Annotated in this window: 12 protein-coding genes; 5 read left to right on the top strand and 7 right to left on the bottom strand. The window is 43.7% G+C overall.

Going from position 1 to position 14,749, the window contains the following annotated elements:
* Positions 1-271 precede the first annotated feature (271 nt).
* Positions 272-676 carry a hypothetical protein gene (locus tag BW947_RS09820; protein WP_076499075.1) on the top strand — a complete coding sequence of 135 codons (405 nt, stop codon included), beginning with the start codon at positions 272-274 and terminating at the stop codon, positions 674-676.
* A 241-nt stretch (positions 677-917) separates the two neighbouring features.
* Here the strand turns inward: BW947_RS09820 and galK are convergent, their stop codons facing one another.
* The 4 genes from galK to cutA all read right to left on the bottom strand — a co-directional run bounded on the left by galK (position 918) and on the right by cutA (position 6,368).
* Entirely contained in the window at positions 918-2,063 is a 1,146-nt protein-coding gene (gene galK / locus BW947_RS09815; protein WP_076499072.1) for a galactokinase, read from the bottom strand.
* Positions 2,064-2,358: 295 nt separating this feature from the next.
* Complete coding sequence (locus BW947_RS09810; RefSeq protein WP_076499070.1) at positions 2,359-4,023, bottom strand: cation:proton antiporter family protein; 1,665 nt, start codon at positions 4,021-4,023, stop codon at positions 2,359-2,361.
* Positions 4,024-4,218: 195 nt separating this feature from the next.
* The gene (locus tag BW947_RS09805) at positions 4,219-6,048 is read right to left on the bottom strand and encodes a protein-disulfide reductase DsbD (protein WP_076499068.1); all 1,830 of its coding nucleotides are present in this window, start codon (positions 6,046-6,048) and stop codon (positions 4,219-4,221) included.
* Complete coding sequence (cutA, locus tag BW947_RS09800; RefSeq protein ID WP_076499454.1) at positions 6,045-6,368, bottom strand: divalent-cation tolerance protein CutA; 324 nt, start codon at positions 6,366-6,368, stop codon at positions 6,045-6,047. Before cutA ends, BW947_RS09805 begins: the two co-directional genes overlap by 4 nt.
* A 225-nt stretch (positions 6,369-6,593) precedes the next feature.
* Between cutA and BW947_RS09795 the strand changes: the two genes are divergently transcribed.
* Both BW947_RS09795 and BW947_RS09790 read left to right on the top strand, forming a co-directional pair.
* Positions 6,594-7,181 carry an FxsA family protein gene (locus tag BW947_RS09795; RefSeq protein WP_076499065.1) on the top strand — a complete coding sequence of 196 codons (588 nt, stop codon included), beginning with the start codon at positions 6,594-6,596 and terminating at the stop codon, positions 7,179-7,181.
* Between the two features lie 211 nt (positions 7,182-7,392).
* Positions 7,393-8,370, top strand: a complete 978-nt coding sequence (locus BW947_RS09790; RefSeq protein WP_076499063.1) for a LysR family transcriptional regulator — start codon at positions 7,393-7,395, stop codon at positions 8,368-8,370.
* A 46-nt stretch (positions 8,371-8,416) separates the two neighbouring features.
* Here BW947_RS09790 and BW947_RS09785 read toward each other — a convergent pair whose 3' ends face one another.
* Entirely contained in the window at positions 8,417-9,784 is a 1,368-nt protein-coding gene (locus BW947_RS09785; protein WP_076499061.1) for an MATE family efflux transporter, read from the bottom strand.
* Between the two features lie 225 nt (positions 9,785-10,009).
* On the opposite strand from BW947_RS09785, the gene BW947_RS09780 reads away from it, so the two are divergent.
* Both BW947_RS09780 and groL read left to right on the top strand, forming a co-directional pair.
* On the top strand, positions 10,010-10,300 hold the full coding sequence (locus BW947_RS09780) for a co-chaperone GroES (protein ID WP_006086113.1): 291 nt from the start codon (positions 10,010-10,012) through the stop codon (positions 10,298-10,300).
* Between the two features lie 58 nt (positions 10,301-10,358).
* Positions 10,359-11,996 carry a chaperonin GroEL gene (groL, locus tag BW947_RS09775; RefSeq protein ID WP_076499060.1) on the top strand — a complete coding sequence of 546 codons (1,638 nt, stop codon included), beginning with the start codon at positions 10,359-10,361 and terminating at the stop codon, positions 11,994-11,996.
* Positions 11,997-12,625: 629 nt separating this feature from the next.
* Here the strand turns inward: groL and BW947_RS09770 are convergent.
* Both BW947_RS09770 and BW947_RS09765 read right to left on the bottom strand, forming a co-directional pair.
* A complete protein-coding gene (locus tag BW947_RS09770) occupies positions 12,626-14,443 on the bottom strand; it encodes an AAA family ATPase (protein WP_076499059.1) in 1,818 nt (605 codons plus the stop codon).
* Positions 14,440-14,749: integrase core domain-containing protein (locus BW947_RS09765; protein WP_143562229.1), on the bottom strand; the 310-nt coding region annotated here is incomplete at its 5' end. The genes BW947_RS09770 and BW947_RS09765, both read right to left, overlap by 4 nt.

Raw genomic sequence — 14,749 nt, 5'->3', positions numbered from 1 at the left:
ATTTTACGATAAGAATAAAACTTGCCGTGCCGTTTTTTTCGGCTAAAGTCGTTAAGGGCAACTTCTTTTCAGCACTTTGATTGAAATTAATGCAAAATAAGTGAAAATTTCATGGTTTGAGGCATTGATTCTCGGCAATTTTCTGTAAAAATACCTACTTGAAAACGTCAGATATTTTCCGGCGCTATTAGTGGTTTAAAGCAATTGATGTTTAGCTTATTCAACCTAAAAAACTCATAGTGTATGTGTTGATTTAAGGGTATTGGCATATATGTATAACACAGCAAAGAAACAGATTTGGTATGGTGAGCTGAGAACATCGAAAGGCAACGTGATTGTCGTCCATGATAATCAGTTGCCTGAAGCCTCTCCCGGCCGCATCTACTTATATAACACTGATCGTGATGCGATTATTGAGTATGTAGAAGATATCGTTAAAGGGAATCTCTATGACTTGGATGATGCAGCGTTAAAAGCGGCTGAGACTAAGTTTAGTGGTGTATGGAAGGCGGCGCGAGCCGAATTCATGAGTAAGCATCAAGCCCGTATTGACCTCAACAATGTTAAGGAAACTGCGCCTGCACGTAAGGCAAAGCCTGAAGTTGAACCAGAAGTTGAAGCCGATGCCGTTGGTGTTGATTTTGATGATGATTGGAGCGACAGTTTTGATGATTAACACTGAGTCTGCGACCTAAAAACTCAGTGAATGTAAGGAATAAAATAAGCACTATTTTATTCCTTACCATTTTATGTACTCAGGTTTTATATACTCGCCACAATATTTCTTACTATTAAAACCCGCACTGACGACCTCTATTCGCTCACTATGATGTGTTAATGTCTGGCCGTTATGGCTTATTCATCTTTTCATAACTTGCACGTTAGCCATTATTAAGTTGTTATTTTTATACAATAACTTAATTATCTATTCGCCCCGCGCCCGCACTGGCGGAACATAAATAGACAGTGGCATCGATACCGGTTTTATCTAAAAACTCACCCTCAACTGCTGCAACAACGGCATCGGTCAGTTCATGATCAACTAAGGCCACCACGCAGCCATCGGTCATGCGTATGCCACCACGATCGCCAATCACTTGGCTGACAATCTCAACTAAGGTATCAAATTCAGGTAGGGTAATTTCAAAGTCATCACGCAGTGAAGCATGGGACTGTGCCATTAAGTGACTTAATTTTTTGATATTATTTTGCTCTAATGCGCGCGCAGCGCTTTGAGTGCGGAGGTTCTCAGTGATGACGTGTCTGGCACGGCGATATAACACTTCATTTATATCAGCCTTTGCACTTTCTAATCGGCGCAAATCGAGGTGACGTAGCGCATCTAAACCAAAGTATTCGGCCGCCTGTGCACATTCGTCACGGCGCTGTTGATTGGTAGCGGCTAAACGTTGCTTCTCAATATGTGCGTCAATGATGATAAGACTTAAGTTTTCAGGAATGGGTATTGCTTCACTATCAAGATCTAAACAATCGATTAGCAGTGCATGATCTTGCTCGCCCATGGCGCTGCACATTTGATCCATAATACCGCAGGCAGAGTCTATGTATCTGTGCTCGCCGCGCTGTGCAAGTTGTGCCACTGCCATTGGAGATAAATGCAGTTGGCTGGTATCACTGATAGCCGTGCCAAAAGCAACCACCAGCGCTCCCGATGAGGATAAACCTGCCGCCAGAGGTACATCGCCCACAATCGCTAAATCTAACCCTTTAGCTAATAAGCCCGTTTGCGCCATTGCCGCCGTTAAACCCTTAAGATAATTAACCCAACCGTCCTGTGGATCCATATTACTTTCATGGCCGAAATTCCATTCTTTAATTTGCCCCGGAAATGCATCGGCGACGGCACGAAATTTAGTGTCATCTCGGCGTTTAACGGCAATAACTGTATGAAAGTTAATAGCGGCTGGGAGTACAAAACCGTCATTATAATCTGTGTATTCACCGATCAGATTGACGCGTCCAGGGGCTTGGTATAAATCATCGGGTTTAGTACCAAAGGTTTGGACAAATAACTTAGTGGCGCGCTGCGCAGGGTTTGACATGCTGTGAAAAATTCCAAAAAGCTGAGCTAATTTCGTTCTTATCTTCGATTTATATCACGACTGAGTCGGCTATGTAACTGCGATTTAGTGATGAAAAAACGATAGGTAATAATGTAAAAACCGATACAGGTAGCGAATGTGTCATCAATAGAGCGCTGATTTTTTTACAGTGTATTGATTTGTAAAGATTTGTAATTTATTAGTTAGCTGCCGTACAAGATTGCAGAGGTGTTAACTGCAAGTCTGTACGGCAAACTATTGAGTCGTTTTAATGCAATAAAATATTTATTTGAGCTTAACTATGGGTCACAGTATTAATTTTAGGATCAGTGACTTGCACAATATCTTCAGCCAGCGGTCGTTGTGGCGCATTTTTTTCAGAGTTCTTTAGTAGCTCAGTAATGACATGGTCAACAAAACCAGCACCCGCGGCTTCGTATAAGTTATAAACACTGTGCACACCTAATTCTCTGAGTGCTGTGGCGTCATCACTGTACTGTACGATTGCACTGATTTTGCCTTGATAATCGAGTTTTTTTAGTTGCTCGACCGCAAACATATTTCCCGTATGGTGAGGCATTGCGAGCAGCACTAATTCAAGATTTGGCGCTTTATCCAGTTTTTCCCAAAAGTCGGTATCCGCTGCATCACCGCGCACAACATTACGGCCTTTGGAACGATGCAAATCAACTAAATCTTGCTTGTGTTCAATACCGAGAATCTCACCGTCAAATTGCGCTCTGAGTTCATCGTAGGCGCCGCTACCAATACGGCCCATACCTAAGATTAAGAAACGCGGATTGCCAATGGCGATAGGTCTGTCTTCTGGATGCAATGGGCGTTTTTCAAGTCTAATTAAGCGTTGCTGGAACCGTTGATAGATATCACCGACAGTGGCGTTAAGCGGTGCTGCGAGTAAAAAGCTAAAACTTAATGCTACGGCAATAATCACTAGCCACTCAGGTGGGAGCCAACCTTTATGGGTCGCAACCGCGGCAACAATTAAACCGAATTCACTGAAGTTACCTAGGTTAAACGAGCCCAACATAGAGGTACGTGAGCGCAGCTTAAAGCGGGTAAGAAGATAGACAAACATTAAAATCTTAAGCGGTATCAACAACACTAATAGCGCTGCGAGGACGACATCCAATACCGTTGGTAATCCGTTAAGCCCTATGGTTAAAAAGAAGGCCACAAGAAATAGCTCTTTAAAGTAGAACAGTGATTTGGCTAGCTCGGAGGACTTTCTATGGCCTGCAAGCAAAATACCAATGATCAGTGCGCCAAGATCGGGTTTTAAGCCAACGGATTCAAATAACCAAGCACCTACCACAAGCGCCATGACTAAACCAAATAATACTAAAAGTTCACCGTGGCCGACACGGTCGAAGATTTTGTAGATAAGCGGTCTAGCAAACGGAAGTAACAATAGTGCAAAGGCCCATACTGAAGGGACATCGCCCTTAGAAATGGTTAAAAACAAGACGGCGAAGATATCCTGCATAATCAAGATACCAATGGCAACGCGGCCGTAGAGTGATTGCACATCACCCTTATCCTCTAAGACTTTGACCGCAAACACTGTGCTGGAAAAGCTTAACGCGAAAGCAATTAACGTCAGTTGTCCTAAGGTTAAACTGGTCAGTTGGCTTAACCCCACCAGACCTAATAGTTTAAGAATCGGTACGAAAATCAACATTGAGAGCATTAAATGTATGCTCGATCCCGCCCATACTTCGGCTTTAAATAGGCTACGGATATCCAGCTTTAAGCCGATGGCAAATAAGAGGAGTGTGACACCAAGATTGGCGAGCTCTTGCAATAATGGCAGGCTTTCTTTATCTATCCCGAGTACAAATAGTACAAAACCTGCCACTAAGTAGCCGATAAGTGGTGGGAGTCCTATTCGGCTGACCAGCATGCCGCAAATAAGTGTGATGATGAGGATGCCAGGTTCCATAAAGCTCTAATCCAAAAAGTCCAAAATACTCAGTGATTGTATAAGAAATCTATGACACTTGAACAAAAAAACGGACTTTTAATGAAAAAAGTCCGCTTTTTATTGGTGTTGCGGCAAATAGCCTGTCGGTTAAATGAGTATGAGCGACCTTGCCCACACATTTTATGCCGCAGCGATGATGTTAATCAGTCGTGGCTATTTAACCAGATGATCTAAATGGGCAGCAAAATCTTTAGGGCCCATAAAGCCAGTGACACGTAAATCTTCCCTTTGCTCACCCTGTTCGTTAAACATCAATAAAGTTGGCAGGCCAAGTACATGGTATTTTTCGAGCAAAGCTACATCCACCTTGTCGCTCTTGGTCACATCCGCTTGTAGTAGTACGATTTTATTCATGCGGGCTAATACTGCGGCATCTTTGAAGGTAATGGCTTCAAACTCTTTACAGGCCACACACCAATCGGCGTATAGATCCAGCATCACAGGCTTACCTTGCGCGCTAGCAGCGGCGATTTCATGCTCAAGATCTTCAATCGACTTAATGCGCTTAAAGCCATGGGCTTCTTCGGTGGTTGCCGTTGTGCCTACGGGATTATGATTAAAACCAAAGTGACCCATAACAGCTTGGAATCCGTAGGAGAAACTCGCCAGTAGCATCAGAGTTAATAGCACTGAACGCACCGTTTGTTTCCAATTAAAGGGGCTGAGTTTGTTTTGATGCATCAAGTAGCCGGTGAAACTCACGCCCCACAGTGACCAGAGCACATCGGATATTACACCAGTCCAAATACGACCAAGCATTACAATAGACACAGCAATCAGCAAGAAGCCGAAGACAGTTTTGATGATGTCCATCCAAGCGCCTGCTCTAGGTAATAATTTACCGCCTGAAGTCCCGATAATAAGTAGTGGTAAGCCCATGCCCATACTCAATACATATAAGGCTAAGAAACCTTGGAGTAGGTCGCCAGTTTGGGCGACATAAACCAGTGCGCCAGACAGTGGTGCGGTTGTACAAGGTGATGCAACAAGACCGGAAATCACTCCCATAAAGAATACGCCAACTAAGTTGCCGCCTTTTTGGTTGTTTGATACTGAGTTCATCTTCTGCTGCCAGCTTGATGGCAGTTTTAAATCATAGAGGCCAAACATTGATAAGCTGAGTACAAAAAACAAAATGGCGAGTACCACTAACACCGATGGGTGTTGCAATGCCGCTTGATATTTAAGCCCTGCCGATGCTACCACTAAACCCAAGATAGAGTATGTAATCGCCATGCCTTGTACGTAAGCCATCGAGAGCGTGAAGGCTTTTGCGGTGGAGAGTTTTTGCCCTTGGCCAACAATAATGCCTGACAAAATCGGGTACATGGGGAACACGCAAGGGGTTAATGCTAGGCCGACTCCTAAACCAAAGAAAATCACTAAAGTCCAAATCAAGCTGTCGTTTGATAGCATTTGGCTTAACGTATCTTGTTGAGTAATCGGTTGCGTATTAGTTTTATCATTAGCGCTTGGCTCTGCGATTGCAGCTGATTCTGTTGCTTTGGCTCCCGCAATTAAACCGTCACTGGCCGCGACTGCTTTTAAAACGACTTCACGTTTTGTTGGGGGGTAACACAATTTACCTTCGGCGCAGCCCATAAAGGTGACTGTGAGCGTGGCATTCTCATCGGCTTGTTTTAGACCTACGGGAATATCCACATAGGTGTAATAAACTTCTTGTTCGCCGAAATACTCATCGTTATGGGGCTTGCCCTTTGGTAGCGCAATTGTGCCTAACTCAGCGCCATTGACGCTAAATTTAAGCTTGTCGCGGTACATATAGTAACCGTCGGCAATCACCCAATTGAGTTTGACCTGATTGCCTTCTTGCTTGAAATCGAAGGCAAAGGCTTGATCGACCGGCATCAATTCTGGTTCACTCTTCATGAAGTCGAATTTATTACCGAAAACTCCTTCACTGTGGGCTAAGGGCGTGAGGAGCAATAAAGACGTAAAAATAAGGCTGAGTAGTTTTTTCATGGCTGCGTGTTGTCTTTTATCCAATCTAAGTAGGCTGGTAACCCGTGGGTCACAGGCACGGCAATAATTTCGGGTACTTGATAAGGGTGAAGCCTAAGCACAAGTTGTTCTAACTCGGCATATCGACTCTGCAAACATTTAATCTGTAAGCTAAATTCTTGTGTTTCACAGATTTTATCTTCCCAAGTATATATGGAACGTATCGGAGCTGAGATATGCACACAAGCGGCAATACGTGATTCAATTAACGCCCGTGCTAAGCTATTAGCTTGTACTTCATCGGGACAGGTAGTGCTAACGACTAAATACTGATGCTGCATACTGTTAGTTTTCATTTCTTAAGGCGCTTAAAATTCACTTAAGCTAACTCCGTTAAGCTACTTTACGTGTTTTAATGGTCTCATACATTAGCGCGTTCACAAAAGAGTGAGCTAAATAGCAGTTGTTTGTCTCCTGTAGAGACTGCATTGATTGCGTTAGCTTGAATTAAGACCGGATAGTCCCCATTTAGTTTACAGAAATAGTCAGATAAAGCTGAGGTCGGTATGTTTTTTATTATTTTTTTACTGTTTGTGCTGATCCCGGTCATTGAACTGTCGGTACTTATTCGTGTGGGTGAGGTGTTAGGCACTTGGACTACCATAGGTTTAGTGCTGTTTACTGCAGTGCTTGGAGTTTCTTTGGTCCGTAGCCAAGGATTAAGTACGTTAATGCAAGTACAGCAAAAACTCGCCCGTGGTGAAGCACCGGGGCAAGAAATCGTTGAAGGTATGATGTTAGCGATGGCAGGAATTTTACTTGTGATCCCCGGTTTTGTGACTGATATCATAGGATTGTTATTATTGACGCCGCTCACCCGTAAGCCAATTGCGGCACTGTTATTTAAGCGTATGCAATTACGAGTTGTTGCAGGTTTACAGGGTGGCTTTCAAGCGGGGCAAAGTCCCTTTGGCCCTAAGCCGCAGGATCCATTTAGCCAAGCACCATTTGATGATAGTGCTAAAAAAGACGGTAATGTGTTTGAGGGCGATTTTGAAGATAAGACCGAATATAACGTCGATGCTAGTGATATCAAACCGACTAGCCATCAAATCACGAATAAACCGATAGACACAGACCTTAACAATAAATGACCAACCAGCTCCTGTTATCGAGACTGGTCGGCCGCGCCGGGAAGCATTTGGGATAAAGCACGGAGTCGGTCTGTAGGGTAATGGTTAAATAACCCAGTCCGCATGGCCGACTCGAATAACAGGGCGTGAAGATAGCAGTAAAATTAGTTGCAATAAACGGAATGCTTTGGGAACATCAGTCTCACATAATGAGATTGAGTTTAAGGTAAAAATGAAGACAGAGGACTTGGCGTTATTTCACCGAATTGCTGAAACCGGTAGTTTGATTGAAGCGGCTGATTTACTTAACTTACCTAAATCGACTGTCAGTCGGCGTTTGCAGGCCTTGGAAGATGAGCTGAACATTAAATTATTCCACCGTCAGAGTCGCTCTATGACGCTCACGTCGGCGGGCAGTCATTTCTACCAGCGTTCGCAGAATATTTTGGCTCAGCTCGACGAAACCCTATTCGAAATGACTAACGACGATGCTGAACTAAGTGGACATTTACGCATTCAAATGTTCCCTATCCACAGCATGAAAACCTTAATGCAAGCCATTTTTCGCTTTATGGATATGCATCCTAAACTTACGTTAGAAGTGATCCACAGTTCAGAATCGGTCGATATGGTCAAACACAATCTCGACGTCGCCTTTGTGGTTGAGCCGGCTTTAGACACCTTAGATTTAGTGGTACGCACAATATTCACCACCGAACTGCGTTTTTATGCCAGCCCGCAATATCTAGCCGCACACGGAACGCCCACAACGCCTAAAGAAATTGAATCCCATAATGTGTCGTTATTTCGCTTATCAAATGGCAAAATTTTCAATGAATTATGGATAGGCTCAGAGCAAGAAGTGAAAGTGAAAGGCAACTTCTGCTCGAACAGTGTTGAAGTAGCCGTTGAGTTTGCACTGCAAGGGCGCGGTATCGTTTATGCACCGGCTGAAGTGGTTGCCGAGCACCTTGAGAATGGCGAGCTAATCACGTTATTACCTGAGATAGAAGCTTACCTAGGTGAGTGCTTTTTAGCTTATCCATCAAGGCGTTATGTTAGCTTGGCCAGCAGGCGTTTTATTGATTATATTATGCAAGAGTTAGCCCCTAATGGTGTACCAACCAATATGAGTACTGAGGTAGACAAGCGCCGAACGTGTAACGCTTCTAGAAAAGCGTTTTCAGAGGATGTTCAGCTTTTTCCCTAGCATCGAGCTAACGTATTATTGCCCCCTGTTATGACCTAAGTTAGCGTTATGCCTCATTAAGCGTGTGGGCGGCGCTGATCTTTGTCGGCTCAGAAATCCGCAGTGCTAACCAATAACAGGCCGCTCCCATTAAAATATTCGTGATGGGTAACGCCAGCAATAAACCTTTTACATCGCCAATATACGATCCCAATGCCGCCAGTGGCAGCATCAGCAGCACTAAACGGCATAGATTAATGACTAATGAACTCATCGGTCTATGGTAGGCATTGAGCGAGGTTGCGACAATAATCACCATCCCTAATGGCCCATAAGCGCAGGGCAACACTAAAATGTAAAAACTGAGCCACTCGATGACCAGCGGATCGGTACTGAATAAATGCGCAATAGGTTCGGCTAAAAAAATCAGTGGAATATAAAGTAAGGTCTGAAAAATAAAGATAAATTTTATCGACAACAATAGCGCTGCTTTTGCCCTGTGTGGTTGCCCTGCACCTAAATTTTGCGCGATAAAGGGCATTAAGCTCGACGACAATGCCATCACCACGATTAATAATACCGACTCTAAGCGAGTACCCGCACCAAATGCCGCCACTGCGCTGTGATCGATATGTGCCAACATCGCCATAATAATGGCATTGGCTAATGGATTGATTAGGTTCATCAAGGCTGCAGGTTGTGCTATATGGGCTAAGGTGCTCCAGTTAGCACGCATTCTATCGATATCAAAAGTGGTCCATTCGAGCATTTTACGCTTAACAATCAATAGATATCCCGACAAAGATAACGCCACTAACCAAGCTATAAATGTTGCAATCGCCGCGCCTTGAATTTCTAAACGTGGAAATGGCCCAATCCCAAAGATGAGTAAAGGATCGAGGATCAGATTGATAATCGCCGCCAGCGTCATAATCATCGCGGGGGAGCGGGTATCGCCAGTGGCACGTAATCCTTGGTTACCTACCATGAGTAATACCAGCAGCGGCGCACTGACATACCAAAAAATCATATAGTCGTGGATCAGCGGCAAGCTATCATCGTTGGCGCCGAGCAGGCGAAATAACGGCGTAATAAAAATGCTACCAAGAGCAGCTAAACTGGCAATTAAGCTAAAGGTCAGCAGCAAGGCATCATGTAAGAACACTTTTGCCTTATGGGCGTTTCCCGAACCGATAAGCCGACCTAAATTAGTTGATACCCCTGCGCCAATCCCAATAGCAATACTAGATATCACTAAGGTCACCGGAAAAGTAAAGCTGATGGCTGCTAAGGCTTCGGTGCCCAGTTGGCTAATAAAAAAAGTATCAGCAAGGCTGAAACCTAAAATGGTCATAATGCCAATTAAGTTGGGGAGGCTCATGTTGAGCAGTACACGACCAATTGGCGCGGTGAGCAGCCCGTGTCTGTCTTTCATGGAGAAAATAGTGCCTTATTAGCAAGCGGAGGCGAGATTCTAGCAGGATTGTGCTCACTTGAAAAAACTGACATCAAAAAATTGAAGTTTTTTTTGTAAATGCCCTTGGATCTGGAGAGCATCAGCCCCATATCTCACACATGAAAGGAGCAGGCTAACGTGCCTGTTTTTTTAATCACAAATCGGCTCGTTTGTAGGGCATCAAATCATTAGGAGAGTTCATAGATGAATATTCGTCCATTACATGACCGCGTAATCGTTAAGCGTTTAGAAGTTGAATCAACCTCAGCCGGCGGCATAGTACTGACTGGTAGCGCTGCTGAAAAATCAACACGCGGTGAAATCCTCGCTGTGGGCAATGGCCGTATTTTAGAAAATGGCACAGTTAAACCACTGGATGTCAAAGTGGGCGACGTAGTGATCTTCAACGAAGGTTATGGCGTGAAGAAAGAAAAAATTGACGGTCAAGAAGTCTTGATCCTGTCAGAAGCTGACCTGATGGCAGTAGTGGGTTAATCCTCAGCATCAATTCGACATTCCAATTAATCATTAAAAAATTTAAAGGATAATCAAGATGGCAGCTAAAGAAGTTGTATTTGGTAACGACGCACGCTTAAGAATGTTGGCTGGCGTAAATATTCTAGCAAACGCAGTTAAAGTGACGTTAGGCCCTAAAGGTCGTCACGTGGTATTAGATAAGAGCTTTGGCTCACCACTGATCACTAAAGACGGCGTATCTGTTGCCAAAGAAATCGAATTAGAAGATAAATTCGAAAACATGGGCGCGCAAATGGTCAAAGAAGTTGCTTCTAAAGCCAATGACGCTGCCGGTGATGGTACTACTACTGCAACCGTACTGGCTCAAGCCATTGTTGTTGAAGGCTTAAAAGCCGTTGCAGCCGGTATGAACCCAATGGATCTTAAGCGCGGTATCGACAAAGCGGTTATTGCTGCTGTGGCCGAGCTGAAAAATCTATCTCAAGAATGTGTTGATTCAAAAGCGATTGCGCAAGTTGCCACTATTTCTGCTAACGCGGATGAATCTATCGGCGAAATCATCGCAACTGCGATGGAAAAAGTCGGTAAAGAAGGTGTGATCACTGTTGAAGAAGGCCAAGCGCTTGAAAACGAATTAGAAGTTGTAGAAGGTATGCAGTTTGATCGTGGCTACCTGTCTCCTTACTTCATCAACAAGCCAGAAACTGGCAGCATTGAGTTAGACAGCCCATATGTACTGTTAGTAGACAAAAAAATCTCTAACATTCGCGAACTGTTACCGATTCTTGAAGGTCTAGCAAAAACTGGTAAGCCATTGCTTATTATTGCTGAAGACGTTGAAGGTGAAGCATTAGCTACGCTAGTGGTTAACAACATGCGCGGTATCGTAAAAGTAGCCGCAGTTAAGGCTCCAGGCTTTGGCGATCGTCGTAAGGCAATGCTACAAGACGTGGCAATCCTGACTGGCGGTACTGTTATTGCTGAAGAAATCGGCCTAGAGCTTGAAAAAGCGACCCTAGAAGATTTAGGTACGGCTAAGCGTGTTGTGATCACTAAAGATAACACCACCATCATCGATGGTAACGGCGAGCAAACACAAATTGCTGCTCGTGTAAGCCAAATCAAGCAACAAATTGAAGAATCAACTTCAGACTACGACAAAGAAAAACTGCAAGAGCGCATGGCTAAATTAGCTGGCGGCGTTGCAGTAATCAAAGTTGGCGCAGCAACTGAAGTTGAAATGAAAGAGAAAAAAGCCCGCGTTGAAGATGCACTGCATGCAACTCGTGCAGCAGTAGAAGAAGGCGTAGTACCTGGCGGCGGTGTTGCTCTGGTTCGCGTAGCTTCTAAAATTGCTGAAGTTGAAGTATTGAACGAAGACCAAAAACACGGTGTGGTTATCGCACTGCGTGCAATGGAAGCGCCACTGCGCCAAATTGCGACTAACGCAGGTGAAGAAGCGTCAGTTGTTGCGAACACAGTGAAAAACGGTAGCGGTAACTTCGGTTACAACGCTGGTAACGACACCTACGGTGACATGTTAGAAATGGGTATTCTTGACCCAACTAAAGTGACCCGTTGTGCGTTGCAATTCGCTGCATCAATCGCAGGTCTGATGATCACAACTGAAGCAATGGTTGCTGAAATTCCACAAAACTCTGCGCCAGATATGGGCGGGATGGGTGGCATGGGCGGAATGGGCGGCATGATGTAATTTTTGCTGGTCTAAAATGTTGATTACGGCGTTGCTGCTCGCTCACATACAAACAACGTATGCTACGCTCACAGCGCCTTGTACTGAACGTTTTATCCTGCGCAAAAATATCTGCGGTCTTTAGCTTAATCGCTTAAACCTAAATTCTTGTAAGAGAAAAATGAAAACCCCGACTCGGGTAACTGAGTCGGGGTTTTGTTTTTGGTCTGGTAATAGTGGTTAGACTGTCCCATCATTCTTAATTGTTTTTAAAAGCAAAATCAAAGTCATGGGGCTTCACCCCACACCCGACCAAGGAGGACTGCTCGTCCTATCCTCCTTGGATGCTCCATGACGCCCCTAGCGAAGTTACATGCATTGGTTAGTAGCTTCGTGCTTATTCGAAAATCGCTAACGCTTCCGATGGTACATCCTGTACCCCGAAAGCTACGCAGACGTCCTGTCTGCGTCACACGATTATCTTCAACGCCCTTCAGCAACTTCGCAGGGGAGGGTGAACTTCTGTAGTCTCGGTATCGCCTGTTAATCTCAAAAGAGATATGCTTGTTCCATCTTTGTCTGTATCCGATCTTTGACCGCAACACCTTTTAGAAAATTTAACAATGGGTGGCTTGTTAAATCTGATGAGATTACCTTCTGTTATTCTTTACTTCCTCAAAAAATGTCGCCAAATCTTCGATGTCTTGATTTAGTTCGTCAATGTCAGGCATAGGAACAACACCAGCATTAGCTGGGTTATCATGGGCATCAAGGAAACCACAACACTTGTCATAGATGGCTGTAATAAAAACTATTTCTCGCTCGCTAACTTTCAGTAGCTTAGCGATCATTGTTACTCGAACATCCCTACTGAATCGTTGGACAATATCACCAATCAACCATTCCTCAATGAGTCGCTCTAAAGTGGTTCGCAGCTTCCCATAGACGTACCTTGCTTTCTCTTTATATTCTTCCTCTATGAAGTTCTCAAAATCTTTGCAGTATTTTCTTACATCAACAATTTGTTGGCGTAGGAACTTTATCCGGTCTTTTGTGGACATTGCATCCCATGGTAAACGACCTACAGGGAAACCAGAATAGGAGCCTTTTTGAGCAATATGCACTAAGTTAAACGAAGTCTCTGGTGCAGCTTCCCTCAACATGACTAAAAATGGTAAATCGTGAGTTAGCACAATCACTTGACGGTGTAGAGATTCCTTGGCTATTCGTTTTGCAAACAACCTACGCCACTTGTGATCTAGTGAGTTTACTGGGTCATCAAAGATAATTGCTGACTTACGACTATCAATTGTTAACTCGGACATAAAGCCTGCCAAAGCAATACATTTTTGCTCACCTTCACTGGCAATATCTGAGATTTGTGTAGAGGCAATATTCGAAATAGCTAGCTTCAATTTCTGTTCCCCTGCCGAACCACGAGTCTTAGTTTCGACAGAAAAAGCTTTAAAACCTAGTGCAGATAACTCGCTTTCAAACACACCTTTTAACTGACCAATTGCACCTGCATTACTCAACACTGATGTAAATGAAGTTATTTTCGTAAGTACAACACTACCTAGAGCATTTTGAAAAATCTGAAAAGTATGCAGTCTGTTGATTTCATTTAAGACTAATTGTTTCTGTTGGCGTATTGTTTGCCGATCTACTAACTCCAATAGTCTTGAATTCATTTCTGTGAGTGACTTAGCTAAAAATCCATCATCAGCCACACTTTCAATCTTAGCTTTGAGAGAGTCCAACTGAGCTTTCAGCCAGTTTGGAACACTAAGGATTAATGATGGATGGATAAAGCATGGATTGGTTGCTAGGACAGCTTGTTTGCGATTGATTAATTGTCCCATTAGTTCACCTAAAGCATTCATAACCTCAGGTTTAACGGCTTCAATTTCAGTTAGAATTCCAGAAAAAGGCGATAAATCGAAAGACAGGTTTTCAATAAAATTTATTCGAGCTTGATATGCTTGGGTTGCTTTCTGAGCTTCAACTTGAGATTGATCTTGTATGTACTTGTGGAATGCCTTCATACGCTCAGCTGTTGCAGTATCTATAACCTGCAAACAAGTTGGGCAATTCTCTCCTGTAGCTGGAGGAAAGGAACCATTTTGGCTAGTAATAAAGCCTTCAACATGCCTCCACATCTGTTTCCAAACCTCAGTACCAATTCCCCCAATAGGTAAACCTGTGAGAGTCGTTTGTCTTATGACTTCAGCTGCTGCAATTTTGGATTTATGTTCATCATACAATCGACCTATTTCGCTCAAGCTACCGTCACTAAGTTGAGATACCAAATTATTAATAAATTTATATAAGGGTTCTCGATGACCATACTTCCCTGCTAGCTCCCTTTTCAATTGGTCTGGTGTCTTGCCTGTTAACTCGAGGATCTCTAGCTTCAAGGGTTCTATTTGAGCTATTTCTTCATCTGTTGCACAGTGTGAAGTGGTCAACTAAATTTGGCCACGGCTTTAGAATCTTCCCAAAATCTTCGCTCTGATTCATTTGGGCTTAATCCTGCATTGTAATGATGTGGCCTGACTTGGCTGTAATAACCAATAATATAATCAGTCACATCTTGTTTAGCTTCCACAAAACCCTTATAGCCTTGCGTTGGCACCCATTCCGTTTTTAAACTTCTGAAAAATCGCTCCATTGGCGCATTATCCCAGCAGTTACCTCGGCGGCTCATGCTCTGAGTTATTTGATATTTCCACAGCCGTTGACGGTATTTAAGGCTAGTGTAATGACTGCCTTGG

Source organism: Shewanella morhuae (assembly GCF_900156405.1).
In the GTDB taxonomy this organism is placed as follows: domain Bacteria; phylum Pseudomonadota; class Gammaproteobacteria; order Enterobacterales; family Shewanellaceae; genus Shewanella; species Shewanella morhuae.
Note: the sequence above shows the minus strand (reverse complement) of the source record. Positions and strands in the feature narration are given on the sequence as shown.

What these genes read in the sequence shown, in the direction of transcription:
- BW947_RS09820 (WP_076499075.1), top strand. Translation starts at nt 272, where the DNA reads ATGTATAACACAGCAAAGAAACAGATTTGGTATGGTGAGCTGAGAACA.
- galK (WP_076499072.1), bottom strand. Translation starts at nt 2,063, where the DNA reads ATGTCAAACCCTGCGCAGCGCGCCACTAAGTTATTTGTCCAAACCTTT.
- BW947_RS09810 (WP_076499070.1), bottom strand. Translation starts at nt 4,023, where the DNA reads ATGGAACCTGGCATCCTCATCATCACACTTATTTGCGGCATGCTGGTC.
- BW947_RS09805 (WP_076499068.1), bottom strand. Translation starts at nt 6,048, where the DNA reads ATGAAAAAACTACTCAGCCTTATTTTTACGTCTTTATTGCTCCTCACG.
- cutA (WP_076499454.1), bottom strand. Translation starts at nt 6,368, where the DNA reads ATGCAGCATCAGTATTTAGTCGTTAGCACTACCTGTCCCGATGAAGTA.
- BW947_RS09795 (WP_076499065.1), top strand. Translation starts at nt 6,594, where the DNA reads ATGTTTTTTATTATTTTTTTACTGTTTGTGCTGATCCCGGTCATTGAA.
- BW947_RS09790 (WP_076499063.1), top strand. Translation starts at nt 7,393, where the DNA reads ATGAAGACAGAGGACTTGGCGTTATTTCACCGAATTGCTGAAACCGGT.
- BW947_RS09785 (WP_076499061.1), bottom strand. Translation starts at nt 9,784, where the DNA reads ATGAAAGACAGACACGGGCTGCTCACCGCGCCAATTGGTCGTGTACTG.
- BW947_RS09780 (WP_006086113.1), top strand. Translation starts at nt 10,010, where the DNA reads ATGAATATTCGTCCATTACATGACCGCGTAATCGTTAAGCGTTTAGAA.
- groL (WP_076499060.1), top strand. Translation starts at nt 10,359, where the DNA reads ATGGCAGCTAAAGAAGTTGTATTTGGTAACGACGCACGCTTAAGAATG.